General features: G+C 34.6%; 16 protein-coding genes, 1 tRNA gene, 1 rRNA gene, 1 other RNA gene and 1 other annotated feature. Of the genes, 14 read left to right on the top strand and 5 right to left on the bottom strand.

Features of this window, described 5'->3' with window-relative positions:
• Nucleotides 1–79 precede the first annotated feature (79 nt).
• Nucleotides 80–1,033, bottom strand: a complete 954-nt coding sequence (locus CWS01_RS19825; RefSeq protein ID WP_101178933.1) for a YaaC family protein — start codon at nucleotides 1,031–1,033, stop codon at nucleotides 80–82.
• Nucleotides 1,034–1,148: 115 nt separating this feature from the next.
• Here CWS01_RS19825 and guaB point away from each other — a divergent pair, with 115 nt between their 5' ends.
• The 6 genes from guaB to CWS01_RS19795 all read left to right on the top strand — a co-directional run bounded on the left by guaB (nucleotide 1,149) and on the right by CWS01_RS19795 (nucleotide 7,595).
• The gene (gene guaB, locus CWS01_RS19820; RefSeq protein ID WP_101178932.1) at nucleotides 1,149–2,615 is read left to right on the top strand and encodes an IMP dehydrogenase; all 1,467 of its coding nucleotides are present in this window, start codon (nucleotides 1,149–1,151) and stop codon (nucleotides 2,613–2,615) included.
• A 173-nt stretch (nucleotides 2,616–2,788) separates the two neighbouring features.
• A complete protein-coding gene (locus tag CWS01_RS19815; RefSeq protein ID WP_235852130.1) occupies nucleotides 2,789–4,120 on the top strand; it encodes a D-alanyl-D-alanine carboxypeptidase family protein in 1,332 nt (443 codons plus the stop codon).
• Between the two features lie 149 nt (nucleotides 4,121–4,269).
• Nucleotides 4,270–5,151 (top strand): pyridoxal 5'-phosphate synthase lyase subunit PdxS, encoded by an 882-nt coding sequence (pdxS, locus tag CWS01_RS19810; protein ID WP_101178931.1) that lies wholly within the window; start codon nucleotides 4,270–4,272, stop codon nucleotides 5,149–5,151.
• Between the two features lie 4 nt (nucleotides 5,152–5,155).
• The gene (gene pdxT, locus CWS01_RS19805) at nucleotides 5,156–5,740 is read left to right on the top strand and encodes a pyridoxal 5'-phosphate synthase glutaminase subunit PdxT (RefSeq protein ID WP_101178936.1); all 585 of its coding nucleotides are present in this window, start codon (nucleotides 5,156–5,158) and stop codon (nucleotides 5,738–5,740) included.
• A gap of 59 nt (nucleotides 5,741–5,799) precedes the next feature.
• Nucleotides 5,800–6,022: a binding site (T-box leader), on the top strand.
• 106 nt (nucleotides 6,023–6,128) lie between these two features.
• The gene (serS, locus tag CWS01_RS19800; RefSeq protein ID WP_101178935.1) at nucleotides 6,129–7,409 is read left to right on the top strand and encodes a serine--tRNA ligase; all 1,281 of its coding nucleotides are present in this window, start codon (nucleotides 6,129–6,131) and stop codon (nucleotides 7,407–7,409) included.
• Between the two features lie 93 nt (nucleotides 7,410–7,502).
• Nucleotides 7,503–7,595, top strand: a tRNA-Ser gene (locus tag CWS01_RS19795).
• A gap of 205 nt (nucleotides 7,596–7,800) precedes the next feature.
• On the opposite strand, the gene CWS01_RS19790 is transcribed toward CWS01_RS19795, so the two are convergent.
• The 4 genes from CWS01_RS19790 to CWS01_RS19775 all read right to left on the bottom strand — a co-directional run bounded on the left by CWS01_RS19790 (nucleotide 7,801) and on the right by CWS01_RS19775 (nucleotide 11,309).
• Entirely contained in the window at nucleotides 7,801–8,472 is a 672-nt protein-coding gene (locus CWS01_RS19790; RefSeq protein WP_101178930.1) for a deoxynucleoside kinase, read from the bottom strand.
• Nucleotides 8,456–9,109 (bottom strand): deoxynucleoside kinase, encoded by a 654-nt coding sequence (locus tag CWS01_RS19785; RefSeq protein WP_101178929.1) that lies wholly within the window; start codon nucleotides 9,107–9,109, stop codon nucleotides 8,456–8,458. Before CWS01_RS19785 ends, CWS01_RS19790 begins: the two co-directional genes overlap by 17 nt.
• 307 nt (nucleotides 9,110–9,416) lie before the next feature.
• Entirely contained in the window at nucleotides 9,417–10,703 is a 1,287-nt protein-coding gene (locus CWS01_RS19780; RefSeq protein WP_101178928.1) for a glycosyl hydrolase family 18 protein, read from the bottom strand.
• Between the two features lie 60 nt (nucleotides 10,704–10,763).
• On the bottom strand, nucleotides 10,764–11,309 hold the full coding sequence (locus CWS01_RS19775) for an isochorismatase family cysteine hydrolase (protein WP_101178927.1): 546 nt from the start codon (nucleotides 11,307–11,309) through the stop codon (nucleotides 10,764–10,766).
• Between the two features lie 124 nt (nucleotides 11,310–11,433).
• Between CWS01_RS19775 and tadA the strand changes: the two genes are divergently transcribed.
• The 8 genes from tadA to CWS01_RS19735 form a co-directional block, all read left to right on the top strand.
• Entirely contained in the window at nucleotides 11,434–11,919 is a 486-nt protein-coding gene (gene tadA, locus CWS01_RS19770; RefSeq protein ID WP_101178926.1) for a tRNA adenosine(34) deaminase TadA, read from the top strand.
• A gap of 92 nt (nucleotides 11,920–12,011) precedes the next feature.
• An RNA gene (ffs, locus tag CWS01_RS19765) (signal recognition particle sRNA large type) lies at nucleotides 12,012–12,276 on the top strand.
• 144 nt (nucleotides 12,277–12,420) lie between these two features.
• Complete coding sequence (gene dnaX, locus CWS01_RS19760; RefSeq protein ID WP_101178925.1) at nucleotides 12,421–14,127, top strand: DNA polymerase III subunit gamma/tau; 1,707 nt, start codon at nucleotides 12,421–12,423, stop codon at nucleotides 14,125–14,127.
• Nucleotides 14,128–14,217: 90 nt separating this feature from the next.
• On the top strand, nucleotides 14,218–14,538 hold the full coding sequence (locus CWS01_RS19755) for a YbaB/EbfC family nucleoid-associated protein (RefSeq protein WP_101178924.1): 321 nt from the start codon (nucleotides 14,218–14,220) through the stop codon (nucleotides 14,536–14,538).
• A gap of 11 nt (nucleotides 14,539–14,549) precedes the next feature.
• Complete coding sequence (recR, locus tag CWS01_RS19750) at nucleotides 14,550–15,146, top strand: recombination mediator RecR (protein ID WP_101178923.1); 597 nt, start codon at nucleotides 14,550–14,552, stop codon at nucleotides 15,144–15,146.
• 20 nt (nucleotides 15,147–15,166) lie between these two features.
• Entirely contained in the window at nucleotides 15,167–15,382 is a 216-nt protein-coding gene (locus tag CWS01_RS19745) for a YaaL family protein (RefSeq protein ID WP_101178934.1), read from the top strand.
• 86 nt (nucleotides 15,383–15,468) lie between these two features.
• Nucleotides 15,469–15,732: a pro-sigmaK processing inhibitor BofA family protein gene (locus CWS01_RS19740; RefSeq protein WP_101178922.1), complete on the top strand. Its 264-nt coding sequence runs from the start codon at nucleotides 15,469–15,471 to the stop codon at nucleotides 15,730–15,732.
• A gap of 426 nt (nucleotides 15,733–16,158) precedes the next feature.
• A 16S ribosomal RNA gene (locus CWS01_RS19735) occupies nucleotides 16,159–16,339 on the top strand; the annotation flags it as partial.

Genomic DNA, 16,339 nt, shown 5'->3' with positions numbered 1-16,339 from the left:
AATTTGATTAGGTACTCTTTTTTTTGCCTGAGAAAATTTTAAATATATAATACCATTTTTATTTCATATTAAAACAATATTACATATTTTTTTCTAAAAAACGATAAATTAGATAGGGACCTTTTTGAATCGATATAGATAAAAAACTTTCTATAAATGGAAAATCTTGGTTTGGTGTTGATTTTAATAGCTCACTCCACCACTCTATTTCATAACGAGCAATCATACTTAAATTATATAATATTAGATAATGACTTAGTATTTCTGGAAAAGAAGCTGATCCTTCCTTTACTATTGAAATATAATAATTTTTGGTGCAAATATTATACTTGAATGGCTCCATAGAATATGGTAAATCTTCATAATCAATTGTAATAATATGACGATTGGAGTTAATATCCATAATAAGAGATTGATTTTTTTGTTCTAAATAATTTTTAAATCCATTCAAATTCATAAAATAAGTATCTAATATTTGGATAGGGATAGAAATTGTAGTATTATTTATTATTACAGGTAAATAGAAATCATTACCATTCATAATTTTGAAGAGATTAGTTAGTTCGGGAATTTGCCTAAATAACCCTTCCATTTTGACTTTTTCACCTTCTAATGATTTTATAGTAAACATTTTTTCAGCCATATAAGTAAATAAACCGTTTTTTTGTATTTTTACTTCATCTTGGAAAAAAAGGTACTGTTGTTTTTTCTTTTTCCTTGTAGAAACTCCATGAGCAAGTACAGATGTAGTGCTAGGATAACTAGGATCTAGTGTTAGCAAACATGCTTTTAGCAAATGTACATAGCCATAAAAAACTAATAAGGGCTGAATAGATAGCGGTGAAATAGATGCTTGTTGATAGTATAATTTTCCTTGTTCTAAAAAATAAATAAATGGATAGCAATTTTGATAGCTCCTTTTTTCTAGGTCTTGTATATTCAGTTTTTTATAACATTTTTTTAGAAATTTTTGCACATATTCAGCAGAGAAAAAGCAGTTAAAGGACTCTAAATCTTTATAAGTTTGAAACATAATATTTACCACCTTTAATTTTTTGAAAAATTAAACTTATTAAACTAACCTTGACAGTATTTTGTCCAATTGATAACCTACTAATAATATTTTTTAACTATATGGAGGCGTTAAAATGTGGGAAAGTAAATTTGTTAAAGAAGGATTAACATTTGATGATGTATTATTAATACCTGCTAAATCGGAAGTACTTCCAAGAGATGTCAGTTTAAAAGTACAATTAGCACCAAATCTTAACTTGAATATTCCACTAATCAGTGCAGGGATGGATACTGTAACAGAGGCGGATATGGCAATTTCTATCGCCCGCCAAGGTGGACTAGGAATTATTCATAAAAATATGTCTATTGAACAACAGGCTGAGCAAGTTGATAAAGTTAAACGTTCAGAGAGTGGTGTTATCACAGATCCGTTTTTCCTAACTCCAGATCATCAAGTATTTGATGCAGAACATTTAATGGGTAAATACAGAATTTCTGGTGTGCCAATTGTAAATAATAATGATGATCAAAAATTGGTAGGCATTCTAACAAATCGCGACCTTCGTTTTATTGAAGACTTTTCCATTAAAATTTCGGATGTCATGACAAAAGAAAATTTAGTAACGGCTCCAGTAGGAACAACACTTGAAGAGGCAGAAAGCATTTTGCAAAAATACAAAATTGAAAAATTGCCTTTAATTAATAGTGAGGGAGTATTAAAAGGGTTAATTACGATTAAAGATATTGAAAAAGTAATTGAATTTCCAAACTCTGCAAAAGACGCCCATGGAAGATTATTGGTAGGCGCCGCAGTTGGTGTAACAGGCGATGCGATAAAGCGTGTGGAAATGTTAGTAAAATCAAATGTAGATGTAGTTGTTTTAGATACAGCTCACGGACACTCTCAAGGGGTCCTAGAAGGCGTTAAGGAAATACGCAATGCTTTCCCTGAATTAACTATTATTGCGGGTAATGTAGCAACTGCTGAAGGTACTCGTGCTTTAATTGAAGCAGGAGCTGATATTGTAAAAGTTGGAATCGGCCCAGGATCTATTTGTACAACTAGGGTAGTAGCTGGTGTAGGTGTACCTCAAATAACTGCGATATATGACTGTGCAACAGAGGCTAGAAAACTTGGAAAAGCTATTATAGCGGATGGCGGAATTAAATATTCTGGTGATATTGTAAAAGCATTAGCAGCTGGAGGACATGCTGTAATGTTAGGAAGCTTACTTGCAGGTGTTTCTGAAAGTCCAGGGGAAACAGAGATATTCCAAGGCCGTAGATTTAAAGTATATAGAGGAATGGGATCTGTTGCAGCAATGGAAAAAGGTTCAAAAGACCGTTATTTCCAAGAAGATAATAAAAAGTTTGTTCCAGAAGGTATTGAAGGCCGTCTTCCATATAAAGGACCTTTATCTGATACAGTATATCAATTAATTGGCGGAATTCGCTCCGGAATGGGATATTGCGGAACAAAAGATTTAACAGAATTAAGGGAGAATGCACAATTTGTAAGAATGACTGGTGCTGGATTAAGAGAGAGTCACCCACATGATGTACAAATTACAAAAGAAGCCCCAAACTACTCTATTTCTTAAGAAGAATTTTACAGATTTATTACATTTTGATGCCTAATTTTACAATAGATAGTGAGTGAATCACTGTCTATTTTTTTTGATTTTTTTATGTTAAACTGTACAGGGGAAATCCTTAACAGAGAAATCAAATAAAATCTAAATAGATAATTATAATAGTTTTGGAGGTAATACAATTGAATTATTTAAAGAAGTGGACGCTGTATGGCACTATGATGGTGCTTATGCTTACTTGCTTATTTACAGGTCTACCTGAGCAGGCAAGTGCAGCTGAAAAGGATGAATTGGGACTTGAATCTAAAGCAGCGATCTTAGTAGATTCAGAAACAGGTGAGGTATTATACGAAAAAAATGCTGATGAGTTATTAGGCGTTGCCTCCATGTCGAAAATGGTGACTGAATATATTGTGCTTGAATCTATTAAAGAAGGAAAAATTACATGGGACCAAAAAGTAAAAATTAATAATTATGTACATCGCTTATCTGGAGCGCCTGAGCTTTCTAACGTAGGTTTAACAGAAGGGGAAGAGTATACAGTAAAAGAATTATACCAGGCAATGGCTATCCATTCTGGAAATGCAGCAACTGTTGCATTGGCTGAGCTAATTGCTGGAACAGAAAAAAATTATATTAATGTAATGAATAAGAAAGCAAAAGAATTAGGATTAGAGGATTATGAGTTTGTAAATTCCTCAGGATTAAATAATGCTGATTTATTAGGAAGCTATCCTGCAGGAGATGCTACAAGCGAAAATAAGATGTCTGCAAGAGCTGTTGCAAAGCTTGCTTATCATTTAGTAAAAGATTATCCAGAAATATTGGAAACCTCTAGCATGCCTAGTTTGAAATTCCGTGACGGTAGAGAATATAAAAACTTTAACTGGCTTATTCCATCATTAGTATTTGGATACGAAGGAGTAGATGGGCTAAAAACAGGCTCCACTGATTATGCTGGCTATAATGTAACATCAACAGCAAAAAAAGGTGATCAGCGTGTTATCTCTGTCATAATGAAAGGGAAAACAAAAAATTCACGTTTTTCAGAGTCTATAAAAATGCTTGATTATGCATTTGGAAATTTTGCTGAAGAAGAAGTTTTGCCTGCCAACTATACTATAAAAAACAATAAAACATTAAAAGTAGTAAAAGGAAAAGAAGATTCAGTAAAAATTAGTACAGATAAAGCTATTAATTTAATTGTTAAAAATGGAGAAAAAGAAAATTATCAGACTAAATTAACTTTAGATGAAAAAAAATTAAACACTAATGGTGAACTTACTGCACCTGTAAAAAAAGGTGAAAAAGTAGGGACTTTATCGCTGCAAACAAAAGATGGAAAAGAGATAGAATTTTTGACAGCAGATGGCAAAAAGACAGTAACTGTTGATGTTATTGCAACCGAAGGAGTAGAAAAAGCCAACTGGTTTGTACTAGCAATGCGTGGAGTTGGAGGATTTTTCTCTGATGTATGGGACAGTGCTTCTGCTGCTGTAAAAGGATGGTTTTAAAAATAAAGAGGGTTTCCTGCCTTGACAGGAACCTTTTTTTATTGTTTATTTTCATTAGGGAAATAATATTTTTGTCTTAAAAAATTCCTTAATGTTTCGAAAATTACTAAATCTACAGCACTGTAGGATAATACTGGGAGGCAAATACATTGAAAACAGGTACTGATAGAGTAAAACGTGGAATGGCTGAAATGCAAAAAGGCGGCGTTATCATGGACGTTGTAAATGCAGAGCAAGCTAGAATAGCAGAAGAAGCAGGAGCGGTGGCTGTTATGGCTCTTGAAAGAGTGCCATCTGATATTCGTGCAGCTGGTGGGGTTGCTAGAATGGCAGATCCAACTATTGTGGAAGAAGTAATGAATGCAGTATCTATACCAGTTATGGCTAAAGCACGTATTGGTCATATTGTAGAAGCAAAGGTTTTAGAAGCAATGGGCGTTGATTATATTGATGAAAGTGAAGTTTTAACACCAGCAGATGAAGAATATCATTTAAATAAAAATGATTATACTGTTCCATTTGTATGTGGATGCCGTGATTTAGGAGAAGCAGCAAGACGTATTGGAGAAGGTGCTGCTATGCTTCGTACGAAAGGTGAACCTGGAACAGGGAATATTGTAGAAGCAGTGCGCCATATTCGTAAAGTAAATGCACAAGTTCGTAAAGTAGCTTATATGAATGAAGATGAGCTAATGACAGAAGCAAAACTTTTAGGTGCTCCATATGAATTATTATTAGAAATTAAAAAATTAGGACGTCTACCTGTAGTTAACTTCGCGGCTGGCGGTGTTGCTACACCTGCTGACGCAGCGCTTATGATGCAATTAGGTGCTGATGGAGTATTTGTTGGTTCTGGTATCTTTAAATCAGAAAACCCTGCTAAATTTGCTCGTGCAATTGTAGAAGCAACAACACACTATCAAGACTACAAATTGATTGCAGAGATATCTAAAGACTTAGGTACCGCTATGAAGGGAATTGAAATAGCAAGTCTTGCTCCAGAATCTCGTATGCAAGAGCGTGGATGGTAATATGATGTCTAGCGTAACAATCGGTGTTCTTGGGCTGCAAGGTGCAGTAAGAGAACATGTAAATGCAATTGAAGCAAATGGCGCAACAGCCGTAGTGGTGAAACATAAGGAACAATTAGAAGAAATAGATGGTCTAATCCTTCCTGGCGGTGAAAGTACAACGATGCGCCGTTTAATTGATAAATATGATTTTATGGATAGTTTAAAAGAATTTGCTCAATCTGGTAAACCGATGTTTGGTACATGCGCTGGATTGATATTATTAGCAAATTCTATTGAAGGATACGATGAACCACATGTCGGTGTAATGGATGTACATGTAGCAAGAAATTCATTTGGCAGACAGAAGGATAGTTTTGAAGCTAATCTAAATGTGGCTGGTATAGCTCATGATTTTACAGCAGTATTCATTCGTGCACCGCATATTATCTCAGCAGGAGAAAATGTTGAAATCTTGGCAAAGCATGAGGATAGAATCGTTGCTGCAAGAGAAGGACAATTTTTAGGATGTTCTTTTCATCCTGAATTAACTGATGATCATCGTATGACAGGCTATTTTGTTAATATGGCAAAAGAAGCGAAAAACTAAGGATATTTTGATTGAAGTTTGTAAATAATTATAGTACGATGAAAAAAATCAATTAAATATGAACTACGTTGATAGGAAATAGTATCAGTATCATTATCCTTTAGAGAACTGGTGGTTGGTGCAAACCAGTGGGTAAGATCTGTGAATCCATCCTTGAGTAAAAGCATGGAACGCTTTTTAAAGTTAGTAATTGCTTTCGGCTAAAAACCGTTATTTTCTTTAAAGTGGAAAGTTATATGCTTTCAACTAGGGTGGCAACGCGGGTTAACTCTCGTCCCTTTTTGGGATGAGAGTTTTTTGTGTTTAAAATTTGAAATATCAATGCGTTTTTTTATTAAGGTGATAATCAATTTGAATGAAAAAAGAAAAAGAGGAGGATATAAATAATATGTTAGATATAAAGTTTGTTCGTGCCAATTTTGAGTTTGTAAAACAGCAATTACAGCATAGAGGCGAAGATTTATCAGAATTGGATAATTTTGAAGAGTTAGATACAAGAAGAAGAGAATTAATTGTTGAGGCTGAAAATTTAAAAAGCCGAAGAAATGAAGTTTCACAACAAGTGGCTGTTTTAAAAAGAGAAAAAAAGGATGCGGATTCCCTTATTGTTGAAATGAGAGAAGTAGGGGATAAAATTAAAGAATTAGATGATGAATTGCGAGTAGTAGAAGAAAGACTACAGACAATTATGTTAAGTATCCCAAATCTTCCTCATGAGAGCGTGCCAGTAGGTGATACAGAAGATGATAATGTTGAAATTAGAAAATGGGGAGAAATTAAAGAATTTTCTTTTGAACCAAAACCGCATTGGGATATTGCAACAAATTTAGACTTACTAGATTTTGAACGCGCAGCAAAAGTTACAGGAAGCCGTTTTGTATTTTATAAAGGGTTGGGGGCAAGACTAGAAAGAGCATTATTCAATTTTATGCTAGACCTTCATACAGAAGAGCATGGCTATAAAGAAATTATTCCCCCATTTTTAGTAAATAGAGCAAGTTTAACAGGAACTGGCCAACTGCCTAAGTTTGAAGAAGATGCATTCTTAATTGAAAAAGAAGACTATTTCTTAATTCCTACTTCTGAGGTGCCTGTTACAAACTTGCATCGTGATGAGATTTTAGATGGAGATCAACTGCCTGTTAAATACGCGGCGTTTAGTGCCAATTTCCGTTCTGAGGCTGGATCTGCAGGCCGTGACACACGGGGGTTAATAAGACAACACCAATTTAACAAAGTAGAATTAGTGAAGTTTGTTAAACCCGAAGATTCATATGCAGAGTTAGAATCTTTAACAGCAAATGCAGAAAGAGTTTTACAACTATTGCAATTGCCTTATCGTGTCTTAAGTATGTGTACAGGTGATTTAGGTTTTACTGCTGCAAAAAAATATGATGTAGAAGTTTGGATTCCTAGTTACAATATGTATCGTGAGATATCTTCTTGCAGTAATTTTGAAGCATTCCAAGCTAGACGTGCCAATATCAGATTCCGCAGAGAGGCAAAAGGAAAACCTGAGCATGTGCATACACTAAATGGATCAGGGCTTGCGATAGGTCGTACGGTTGCGGCTATATTGGAAAACTATCAACAGGAAGATGGAAGTGTAGTAATACCAGAAGTTCTTCGTCCATATATGGGAAATAGAGAAGTCATTTCCGAAAAATAATTTCTTTACTTATAAAAGGAGAATTTTTTCTCCTTTTATAAGTAAATGTATTGACTTTTTGGTTAGGAAATGATATATTGTTTTTTGTCCGATGGAGGAATACCCAAGTCCGGCTGAAGGGATCGGTCTTGAAAACCGACAGGCGGGTCAAACCGCGCGGGGGTTCGAATCCCCCTTCCTCCTCCATATTATTATATCGCGCATAAATATTGGAGATATAAGGCTTACTACGTTGTAGTAAGCCTTTTTGTTATTTTAAAATAAAGGATTTGTTAAAGTTAACTGTTGATTGGAGTAGAAGGCGAGTGCCCCTGTAGCGGAAATCAATAGCCAATTTTAATAGGGCCAAAATAAAAAAGGGGATGATCCCCCTCTTTTGGAATATAGTTTATTATGTTTTTTTTACATAGTTTCTTTGATTTAAGATACGCCCAATTTTTTCAATGATAGGCTCAATCGAGTTGCCGTCTGCCATCGCATCATATTCGTTAATATTTAAGCGAAGAACGGGACATGCAGAAAAGGAGTCGATCCATTTTTCATATCGTGTATGCATTTCTTTCCAATAATCGATAGGAGTTTGTTTTTCCATTGATCGTCCTCGCTTTTCAATGCGAAGTAATATATCTTCTAATGAGCCTTCTAAATAAATCAACAAGTCAGGATGAGGAAAGTATGGCGTCATTACCATCGCTTCAAAAAGACTCGTATATGTTTCATAATCTATTTCTGACATAGTGCCTTTTTCATAATGCATTTTAGCAAATATGCCTGTATCTTCATAAATAGAACGATCTTGGATAAATCCTCCTCCATATTCAAATATTCTTTTTTGTTCTTTAAAACGTTCAGCTAGAAAGTAAATTTGAAGATGAAAGCTCCATCTGCTAAACTCTTGGTAAAATTTATCTAAGTATGGATTTGTATCCACCTTTTCAAGGGATGTGCGGAATTCAAGTGCGCCAGATAGAGCGTTAGTTAACGTTGATTTTCCTACTCCTACTGTTCCTGCAATTGTAATAACAGCATTGTTAGGAATATTGTATTTATTTTTCAGATTCATTTGTATATGCTCCTATATTTAAAGTATCTTTTATTTTGGCAATGATGATTTTTAAATCCTCTTTATTTTGAACAAAATCAAGGGTGTCTCCACTGAAAGTCAATACCGGTATATGAGGGTGTCTCTTTTGGAAATCTTTCATTACATCATTGTAATCAGAAGAAAGCTGTTCTAAATAGAGAGAACTTATATTTTTTTCTATATCTCTATCTCTTTTTTTTATACGTTTAATTATTGTTTCCAAACTGGCATGTAAATAAATAATAATATTTGGTGTAGGAAGGTCTTCTTTTAATACATCGTAAATTCTTACATATTTAGAAAGCTCTTTTTCTTGAAGTGATCTTTTAGCGAATATTAAATTTTTCATTATATGGTAATCTGCAATAACAGGAATTTTTTTGCTTAAATAGTGAGCATTTATATCATTCAACTGTTTATAGCGATTGCATAAAAAAAACATCTCAGTCTGAAAGCTCCACTCGTCAATATTTTCGTAGAATTTCCCTAGGAAAGGATTTTCTTCGACTATTTCTTTAAGTAAATAATATTGAAAGTGTTCAGAGAGCAATTTTCCTAAAGATGTTTTGCCAACGCCAATCGGTCCTTCTACAGTAATAAAAGGGATAGTATTCATTGCTTGTCCACCTGTTCTTTATAAAAAATAGTTGTATATAATAATGACACAAATGCCATTTTAACATATGGAACGTTCTTTAGGGCATATAGAAGATGATTTATTTCCATGTATGTTTTTCCTCTAATGCAAGATATGGACTAATCCTCTTTTATAGTTTTTTTAAGTAAAGGGAATTAGTTGGTGCTGACTAGAGGAAAGAAGAAACTGCAAATACGTATTGTTCATTAAAAAATAACAAAAACTGCCTCTATTCTTAAGGCAGCTTTGAAAGGAAATAATAATTATAAAAAAATTAAAATCTTTATTAATTCCTTTTGGTGACTTGGAAATTATCAGTAATCAAAAGCCAGTTTTGTGGGAATAGTAATCCTAGCTTCCAATAGCTCATTCCTCTGAGTTTTAGTTCTTTTATTAAATTAAATTTTGCTTGAATAGATCTGGCATCTTCAAACCAAACTTCATGAGATCTTCCGCTGCTGTCTGTATATTTAAAATAAGGTGCTTGTGCTTTTTCGTCGTAAAGAATGGCTACATTATTCTCCTTAGCTAATTGAATGGCAGCTTGTGGGCTAATTGCTTTAGCGATGGTGCCTTCTGAAAAAGGAAGTGTCCAATCATAGCCATATAGATTTTGCCCCATCATTATTTTGGAAGGAGGCATTTCTGATACAGCATATTCTAATACATCTCGAACTGGTCCAATAGGGGATACAGCCATGGCAGGCCCCCCACTATACCCCCATTCATATGTCATAATGACAACAAAATCTACAATTTCTCCATGAGCTTTGTAATCATGCGCCTCATACCATCTGCCCTTTTGGTTAGCGCTTGTTTTTGGAGCGAGAGCAGTAGATAATAGCCATCCTTCTTTGGAAAAGCGGGCTTTTGCTTTTTTTAAGAAATTGTTATACTTCCCCTTATCTTCAGGTCGTAAATACTCAAAATCAAAATGAATATCTTTAAATCCATACTTTTTGGCAGTGGCCACAATATTATTTAAAAATGTATCTTGGATTGACATGTCGTTTAAGAGAATTCTTCCTAACTCATCACTAAACTGGTCATTTTCTTGATTTGTGATTACCATCATTAAGACGTTATTATTTCTTATGGCAATGGCAGGAAAGTTATTTAATAGTGGCTCTTTTAATGAACCATCCCTAAGCGCCTGAAAACTAAATGGAGCCAAATAGGTTAAATAAGGAGCAGCTTGCCGTGCGCTTGTTTCTAAAATAGGTGCTACCGTCGTTCCTCTTGGTTCTACATATGCATTAAATTCTGCAGTTGACTTTGGTTTTTGTGGTATATATAGGCGTAGTCCAATTGATAACGGCTGATTAATTGGTATTCTGTTAATGGATGCTAAGTTTTGATAGGGAATATTGAACTTTTGAGCAATAGACCAAAGAGTATCGCCGGCTTGCACCCAATAAAAGCTGCCGATAATAGGAATAACTAACGCCTGACCAATTACAAGTTGATTAGGATTAGCAAGGTCATTAGCTTCAATTAGATCAGCTACAGTAGTGCTATAAGCTTGAGCAATGCCTGCTAAAGTCTGATTATTCCTTACAACATGTATTTGCATGATATTCCCTCCTCTCATTAAATACAGTTATAGTCATATTTTATGAGAGGAGATGACTGTTCATGATAAATCTTTTTCACAAGTAAATAATTTTGCGTTCATCACATTTTTCATCATAGTCATTGCATATTTATTATCTTCGTCATCTACTGAAGCAATGCAGTTTTCTGGAACTATTAAGGAGTATTCACGCATATAAGCATCATTTGCGGTAAAAAGCACACAAATATTCCCCGCGATTCCGGTAAGGATAAGTGTGTCTACATTAAGTTGCTGTAATAGTGTGTTTAATGCAGTGCCGTAGAATGCAGAATGCTTTGGTTTTATTAAAAAATAATCAGTCTCTGTTGGTTTTATTTTATCAAGAAGCTGTGCACTTGTTTCATTGCGGCAATAGTTAAGAATACTTCCTATATCTGCTTTCCATAAATTATAATGGTCATTAATATAGATGACAGGAATCTTTTTGTCTGCACAGTTTTGTTTTAAAGAAAGAATAGGATCTGAAATTTCATTTGCCTTTTCTGCTAATGTTTTTCCATGTTTAAACTTAAAATCATTAATCATATCAATAACCAGCATGGCGATATTTTTTGACTTATTCATTGGTACCTCTTTTCTAGTGCTTTTATATAAATAGATCTTTTACTAGTTTGAGTAATTTTAAAAAAATAATAAGCAAAACATTTTGTGAAGGAGTTTATTAAATGAATGTAAGAAGGTGTTTTTTATGAATGATAAAGATCATATTTACTTTATGCGGCTTGCTATAGAGGAGGCGAAAAAAGCAGGAGCATCTCATGAGGTCCCGATTGGAGCAGTAATTGTGCAAAATGGCGAAGTAATTGCAAGTGCTCATAACCTGCGTGAAAGGGATCAAACGGCGATAGCTCATGCAGAGTTGTTGGCGATTGATGCAGCTTGTAAAAAAACGGGGACATGGAGATTAGAGAATGCAGTTTTATACGTTACATTAGAACCGTGTGCTATGTGTTCAGGAGCGATTGTTCTTTCGCGGATTGATAAAGTGGTTTATGGTGCAAGTGATCCCAAAGGAGGTTGTGCAGGGACGTTTATGAACTTGTTGCAAGATGATCGATTTAATCACCAAAGCGAAGTGGTAGCAGGGATTATGGAAGAGGAGTGCGGAAGTTTGCTTACGAACTTTTTTAAAGAATTGCGGTTGCGTAAAAAAGAAAAGAAAAAAATACAATAATTTACAGTTTATAAATATTGCTTTTTTAAATCTTTATTAGTATAATTATAAATGTGTCTTATATGACACCTTAAATTATGGTATCAATTTTGTCGTGCTAAGCGGGGAGGTAGCGGTGCCCTGTACTCGCAATCCGCTCTAGCGAGGCTGAATTCCTTTCTGAGGCTAGTATCCTGTAGGGTCTGCCTTAAGCAAGTGGTGTTGACGTCCGGGTCCTGCGCAATGGGAATCCATGAACCATGTCAGGTCCGGAAGGAAGCAGCATTAAGTGGACACCCCCATGTGCCGCAGGGTAACCTGGACCGAGCTAACTACTTAAGTAACGCTTATGGGTGCTAGTCGAAGAAAGGTGCACGGCAGTTATATATTACATATATAAAACTCATTCTGTAAATGAATGAGTTTTTTTGTATATAATCAATAATACTTATCTTGAAATATGTAAAATTAATAGTGGATAAGCTATAATAAGCATTGAAATAAAGCTTAGGGGGCGAATAAATGAATTATCAAGCATTATACCGTGTTTGGAGACCTCAGCAATTTATTGATGTGGTAGGTCAAGAACATATAACAAAAACATTGCAAAATGCCCTTCTTCAACAAAAAATTTCTCATGCCTATCTTTTTTCTGGACCAAGAGGGACTGGGAAAACAAGTGCGGCTAAAATATTAGCGAAAGCTGTTAACTGTGAAAGAGCACCTATTGCTGAGCCATGCAATGAATGTGCAGCTTGTAAAGGAATAACAGATGGGAGCATTCCTGATGTAATTGAAATAGATGCAGCATCCAATAATGGAGTAGAGGAAATAAGGGATATTAGAGATAAGGTAAAATATGCTCCAAGTTCTGTTCCGTATAAAGTTTATATTATAGATGAAGTTCATATGCTATCTATAGGAGCCTTTAATGCACTACTTAAAACTTTAGAAGAACCCCCTAAACATGTTATCTTTATATTAGCCACAACGGAACCTCATAAAATTCCATTAACGATTATTTCTAGATGCCAGCGGTTTGATTTTAGAAGAATTACTGCACAGTCTATCGTAAACAGAATGCGTCTTATTATTCAGGAATCAGGTCTTTCTTGTGAAGAAACAGCCTTGCAAATGATTGCAAGGGCTGCTGATGGAGGTATGAGGGACGCCCTTAGTTTATTGGACCAAGCGATTTCTTATAGTGAAGACACAGTTACAGTGGAAGATGCGTTAACAGTGACAGGAGCTGTATCGCAAGGGTTCCTCAATAAGTTGGCTAAAGCAATTTATGAAAAAGATGCTGTTTTGGGTTTACAGTCTTTAGAAGATTTGCTACTTGCTGGAAAAGATCCTAGTCGTTTTATAGAAGACTTTATTTTTTTCTATCGAGATATGCTATTGTATAAAACAGCTCCTAACTTAGAAGAATCATTAGAAAGAGTGTTACTGGATGAGGAGTTTAAAGAACTGGCGGAAACATATCATAATGAACAAATTTACGAGATAATAAACTTGTTGAATAAAACCCAACAGGATATGCGCTGGACAAATCATCCAAGGATATTTCTTGAGGTTGCCATAGTAAAGTTAGCGCAAATAGAAGCGGAAGTTCCTGTTCGAGGAAAAGATTCTTCAGTTGCGGAAATTGATAATCTGATGCAGAAAATAAATTTTCTTGAGGGAGAACTTTCTAATCTTAAACAAAATGGTGTAGTAACTCGGAATGAAGAAGCGCCATCTCAAAAGAAAATACGTACAAATCGTAAAGGATTTCAAGCCCCTGCTGGAAGAATCAGCGAAATATTAAAAGCTGCTTCTAAGCCAGAACTTCAAACTATTAAAAGCAATTGGGCGAATATGCTAAACAAACTAGTACAAAATCAAATGAGATCCCAAGCTGCATTATTAAATGAGGCAGAACCTGTAGCGGCGTCGGATGATTCTATTATTATTAAATTTAAATATGAAATTCACTGTCAAATGGCACTGGATAATGTTAAATTTATAGAGACTATTACAAATTCAATGTATCAGTTAGTTGGAAAAAATTATCAGGTAATCGGGGTTCCTGAAGAGCAGTGGCTGCAAATTAGGGAAGAATTTTTAAATAGCTCCCACCATTTGAACTCATCAGATACAGAAAATGCTACTCAAGCAAAAGAAGAACCAATTGTAGAAGAAGCAATAAAATTATTTGGTGAGGAATTGTTAGAAATCAAAGAGTAAGCATTAATTAACATATATAATCATATGTAATGCAGGGAAATAATAATATCTAACAATTATATATAAATTTAAATTATTGGAGGTAATAATATGCGTGGAATGGGTAATATGCAAAATATGATGAAACAAATGCAAAAAATGCAAAAGAAAATGGCTGAAGCACAAGAAGAGCTAGGAGAAAAAACAATTGAAGGTACTGCTGGTGGCGGTATGGTAACTGTTATCGTGACAGGCCATAAAGAAATTGTAGAAGTGAATATTAAGGAAGAAGTTGTGGATCCAGAAGATGTGGAAATGCTCCAAGATCTTGTTCTTGCAGCTACTAATGATGCATTAAAAAAAGCAGATGAACTTACAAATGCAACAATGGGACAATTCACAAAAGGGATGAATCTTCCTGGAATGTTCTAAGGAGGAAAATTATGCATTATCCTGAACCAATATCAAAACTTATTGACAGCTTTATGAAACTGCCAGGTATCGGCCCTAAAACGGCTGCAAGACTGGCTTTTTTTGTATTAAATATGAAAGAAGATACTGTGCTGGATTTTGCGAAAGCATTAGTTAATGCGAAGCGGAATTTAACTTATTGCTCAGTATGTGGTCATATTACAGATCAAGATCCTTGCTTTATATGTGAAGACAGCAGGAGAGACAGAAAAGTCATTTGTGTCGTGCAAGATCCCAAAGATGTTATCGCAATGGAGAAAATGAAAGAATATAATGGCCTATATCATGTACTGCATGGAGCCATTTCTCCCATGGATGGAATTGGTCCAGAGGATATTAATGTCCCTACATTAATTAAACGATTGCAAGAAGAAGATATAGAAGAAGTTATTATGGCAACAAACCCTAATATTGAGGGAGAAGCAACTGCTATGTATATCTCAAGACTTTTAAAACCTTCAGGCATTAAAGTTACTCGTATTGCTCATGGACTACCAGTTGGTGGAGATTTAGAATATGCTGATGAAGTGACTCTATCTAAAGCATTAGAGGGTAGAAGAGAAGTTTGAAAAATGGAGGGTTAACAAAAATGCTTTTTCGCCGAAAAGGGAAATTGAGAAAAGAATTCGATGAAAAATTATTAATCCAATTTAGCAACATGAAGAAAGACTGGTTAAATGATAAATCGCTGTTAGATAAAAGTTTTGACCCTTCGGATGAAGTGATTTGTGCCGCGAGATTGACAGAAGCGAAATATTTTTTTCTTTTTAAAGAAGCCAAAGAAAGAAAAATTACTTTAAGATAATCAGAAATAATATTCTTTTTAAGTTCTATATAATAAGAGGACAACATAATTATTAGTACAAGTTCTTTTGAGGGAGGGTGCATATTTTGAATCCCGTGGTAATCATCTCTATTGTAACAGGGCTAATTATTATTTTGCTTTTTATTGGAACGCCGCTTAAACCTTTAAGGATAATTGGACAAGGAATAATAAAGATAGTAATAGGGGCTTTATTCTTATTCTTTTTAAATGTATTTGGAAATAATTACGGGTTGCATGTGCCTATTAATTTTGCAACTTCTAGCATTTCCGGAATTTTAGGGATTCCTGGCGTGGTAGCTTTAGTTGCTATTCAGAAATATATTTTGTAGTTTATCTTAATTACGGAGAAGACTTCATTTAAAAACTCTAGTGCTGTAACCGCTAGAGAAGGGAAAATGGAGGGTACCTTAATGAGTAAAGTAGATAGCTTTATATTTAAGAGAGATGTTTTAAAACAGCTAATAAAATATTAGTTGTTTTTTCTTTTTTTTTTATGAATTTTGTTGACTTTATATATATATGCTGGTAATATTTAAAGGGTCGCAGAGATGATGCGATGAAGAATAAAAAAGTTTGACACTATTTGAAACTTATGTTAATATATAAAAGTTGCTTCTGATAGCAATGTTAACGTAAAGAAAATTGCTCTTTGAAAACTGAACAAACAAAACGTCAACAATAAACGTTTATAACTTCTGTTATAAACAAACAAGTAACAAAAAGCTAGAGTTTAGCTTCGGAGCTAATCTTACTCTTTATTGGAGAGTTTGATCCTGGCTCAGGACGAACGCTGGCGGCGTGCCTAATACATGCAAGTCGAGCGGACTTAAAAAGCTTGCTTTTTAAGTTAGCGGCGGACGGGTGAGTAACACGTGGGCAACCTGCCTGTAAGACTGGGATAACTTCGGGAAACCGGAGCTAATACCGGATAATCCT

Origin of the sequence: Niallia nealsonii (assembly GCF_002835805.1) — a bacterium.
GTDB classification, from domain to species: Bacteria; Bacillota; Bacilli; order Bacillales; family Cytobacillaceae; genus Niallia; species Niallia nealsonii.
Note: the sequence above shows the minus strand (reverse complement) of the source record. Positions and strands in the feature narration are given on the sequence as shown.

What these genes read in the sequence shown, in the direction of transcription:
- CWS01_RS19825 (WP_101178933.1), bottom strand. Translation starts at nt 1,033, where the DNA reads ATGTTTCAAACTTATAAAGATTTAGAGTCCTTTAACTGCTTTTTCTCT.
- guaB (WP_101178932.1), top strand. Translation starts at nt 1,149, where the DNA reads ATGTGGGAAAGTAAATTTGTTAAAGAAGGATTAACATTTGATGATGTA.
- pdxT (WP_101178936.1), top strand. Translation starts at nt 5,156, where the DNA reads ATGTCTAGCGTAACAATCGGTGTTCTTGGGCTGCAAGGTGCAGTAAGA.
- serS (WP_101178935.1), top strand. Translation starts at nt 6,129, where the DNA reads ATGTTAGATATAAAGTTTGTTCGTGCCAATTTTGAGTTTGTAAAACAG.
- CWS01_RS19790 (WP_101178930.1), bottom strand. Translation starts at nt 8,472, where the DNA reads ATGAATCTGAAAAATAAATACAATATTCCTAACAATGCTGTTATTACA.
- CWS01_RS19785 (WP_101178929.1), bottom strand. Translation starts at nt 9,109, where the DNA reads ATGAATACTATCCCTTTTATTACTGTAGAAGGACCGATTGGCGTTGGC.
- CWS01_RS19780 (WP_101178928.1), bottom strand. Translation starts at nt 10,703, where the DNA reads ATGCAAATACATGTTGTAAGGAATAATCAGACTTTAGCAGGCATTGCT.
- CWS01_RS19775 (WP_101178927.1), bottom strand. Translation starts at nt 11,309, where the DNA reads ATGAATAAGTCAAAAAATATCGCCATGCTGGTTATTGATATGATTAAT.
- tadA (WP_101178926.1), top strand. Translation starts at nt 11,434, where the DNA reads ATGAATGATAAAGATCATATTTACTTTATGCGGCTTGCTATAGAGGAG.
- dnaX (WP_101178925.1), top strand. Translation starts at nt 12,421, where the DNA reads ATGAATTATCAAGCATTATACCGTGTTTGGAGACCTCAGCAATTTATT.
- CWS01_RS19755 (WP_101178924.1), top strand. Translation starts at nt 14,218, where the DNA reads ATGCGTGGAATGGGTAATATGCAAAATATGATGAAACAAATGCAAAAA.
- recR (WP_101178923.1), top strand. Translation starts at nt 14,550, where the DNA reads ATGCATTATCCTGAACCAATATCAAAACTTATTGACAGCTTTATGAAA.
- CWS01_RS19745 (WP_101178934.1), top strand. Translation starts at nt 15,167, where the DNA reads ATGCTTTTTCGCCGAAAAGGGAAATTGAGAAAAGAATTCGATGAAAAA.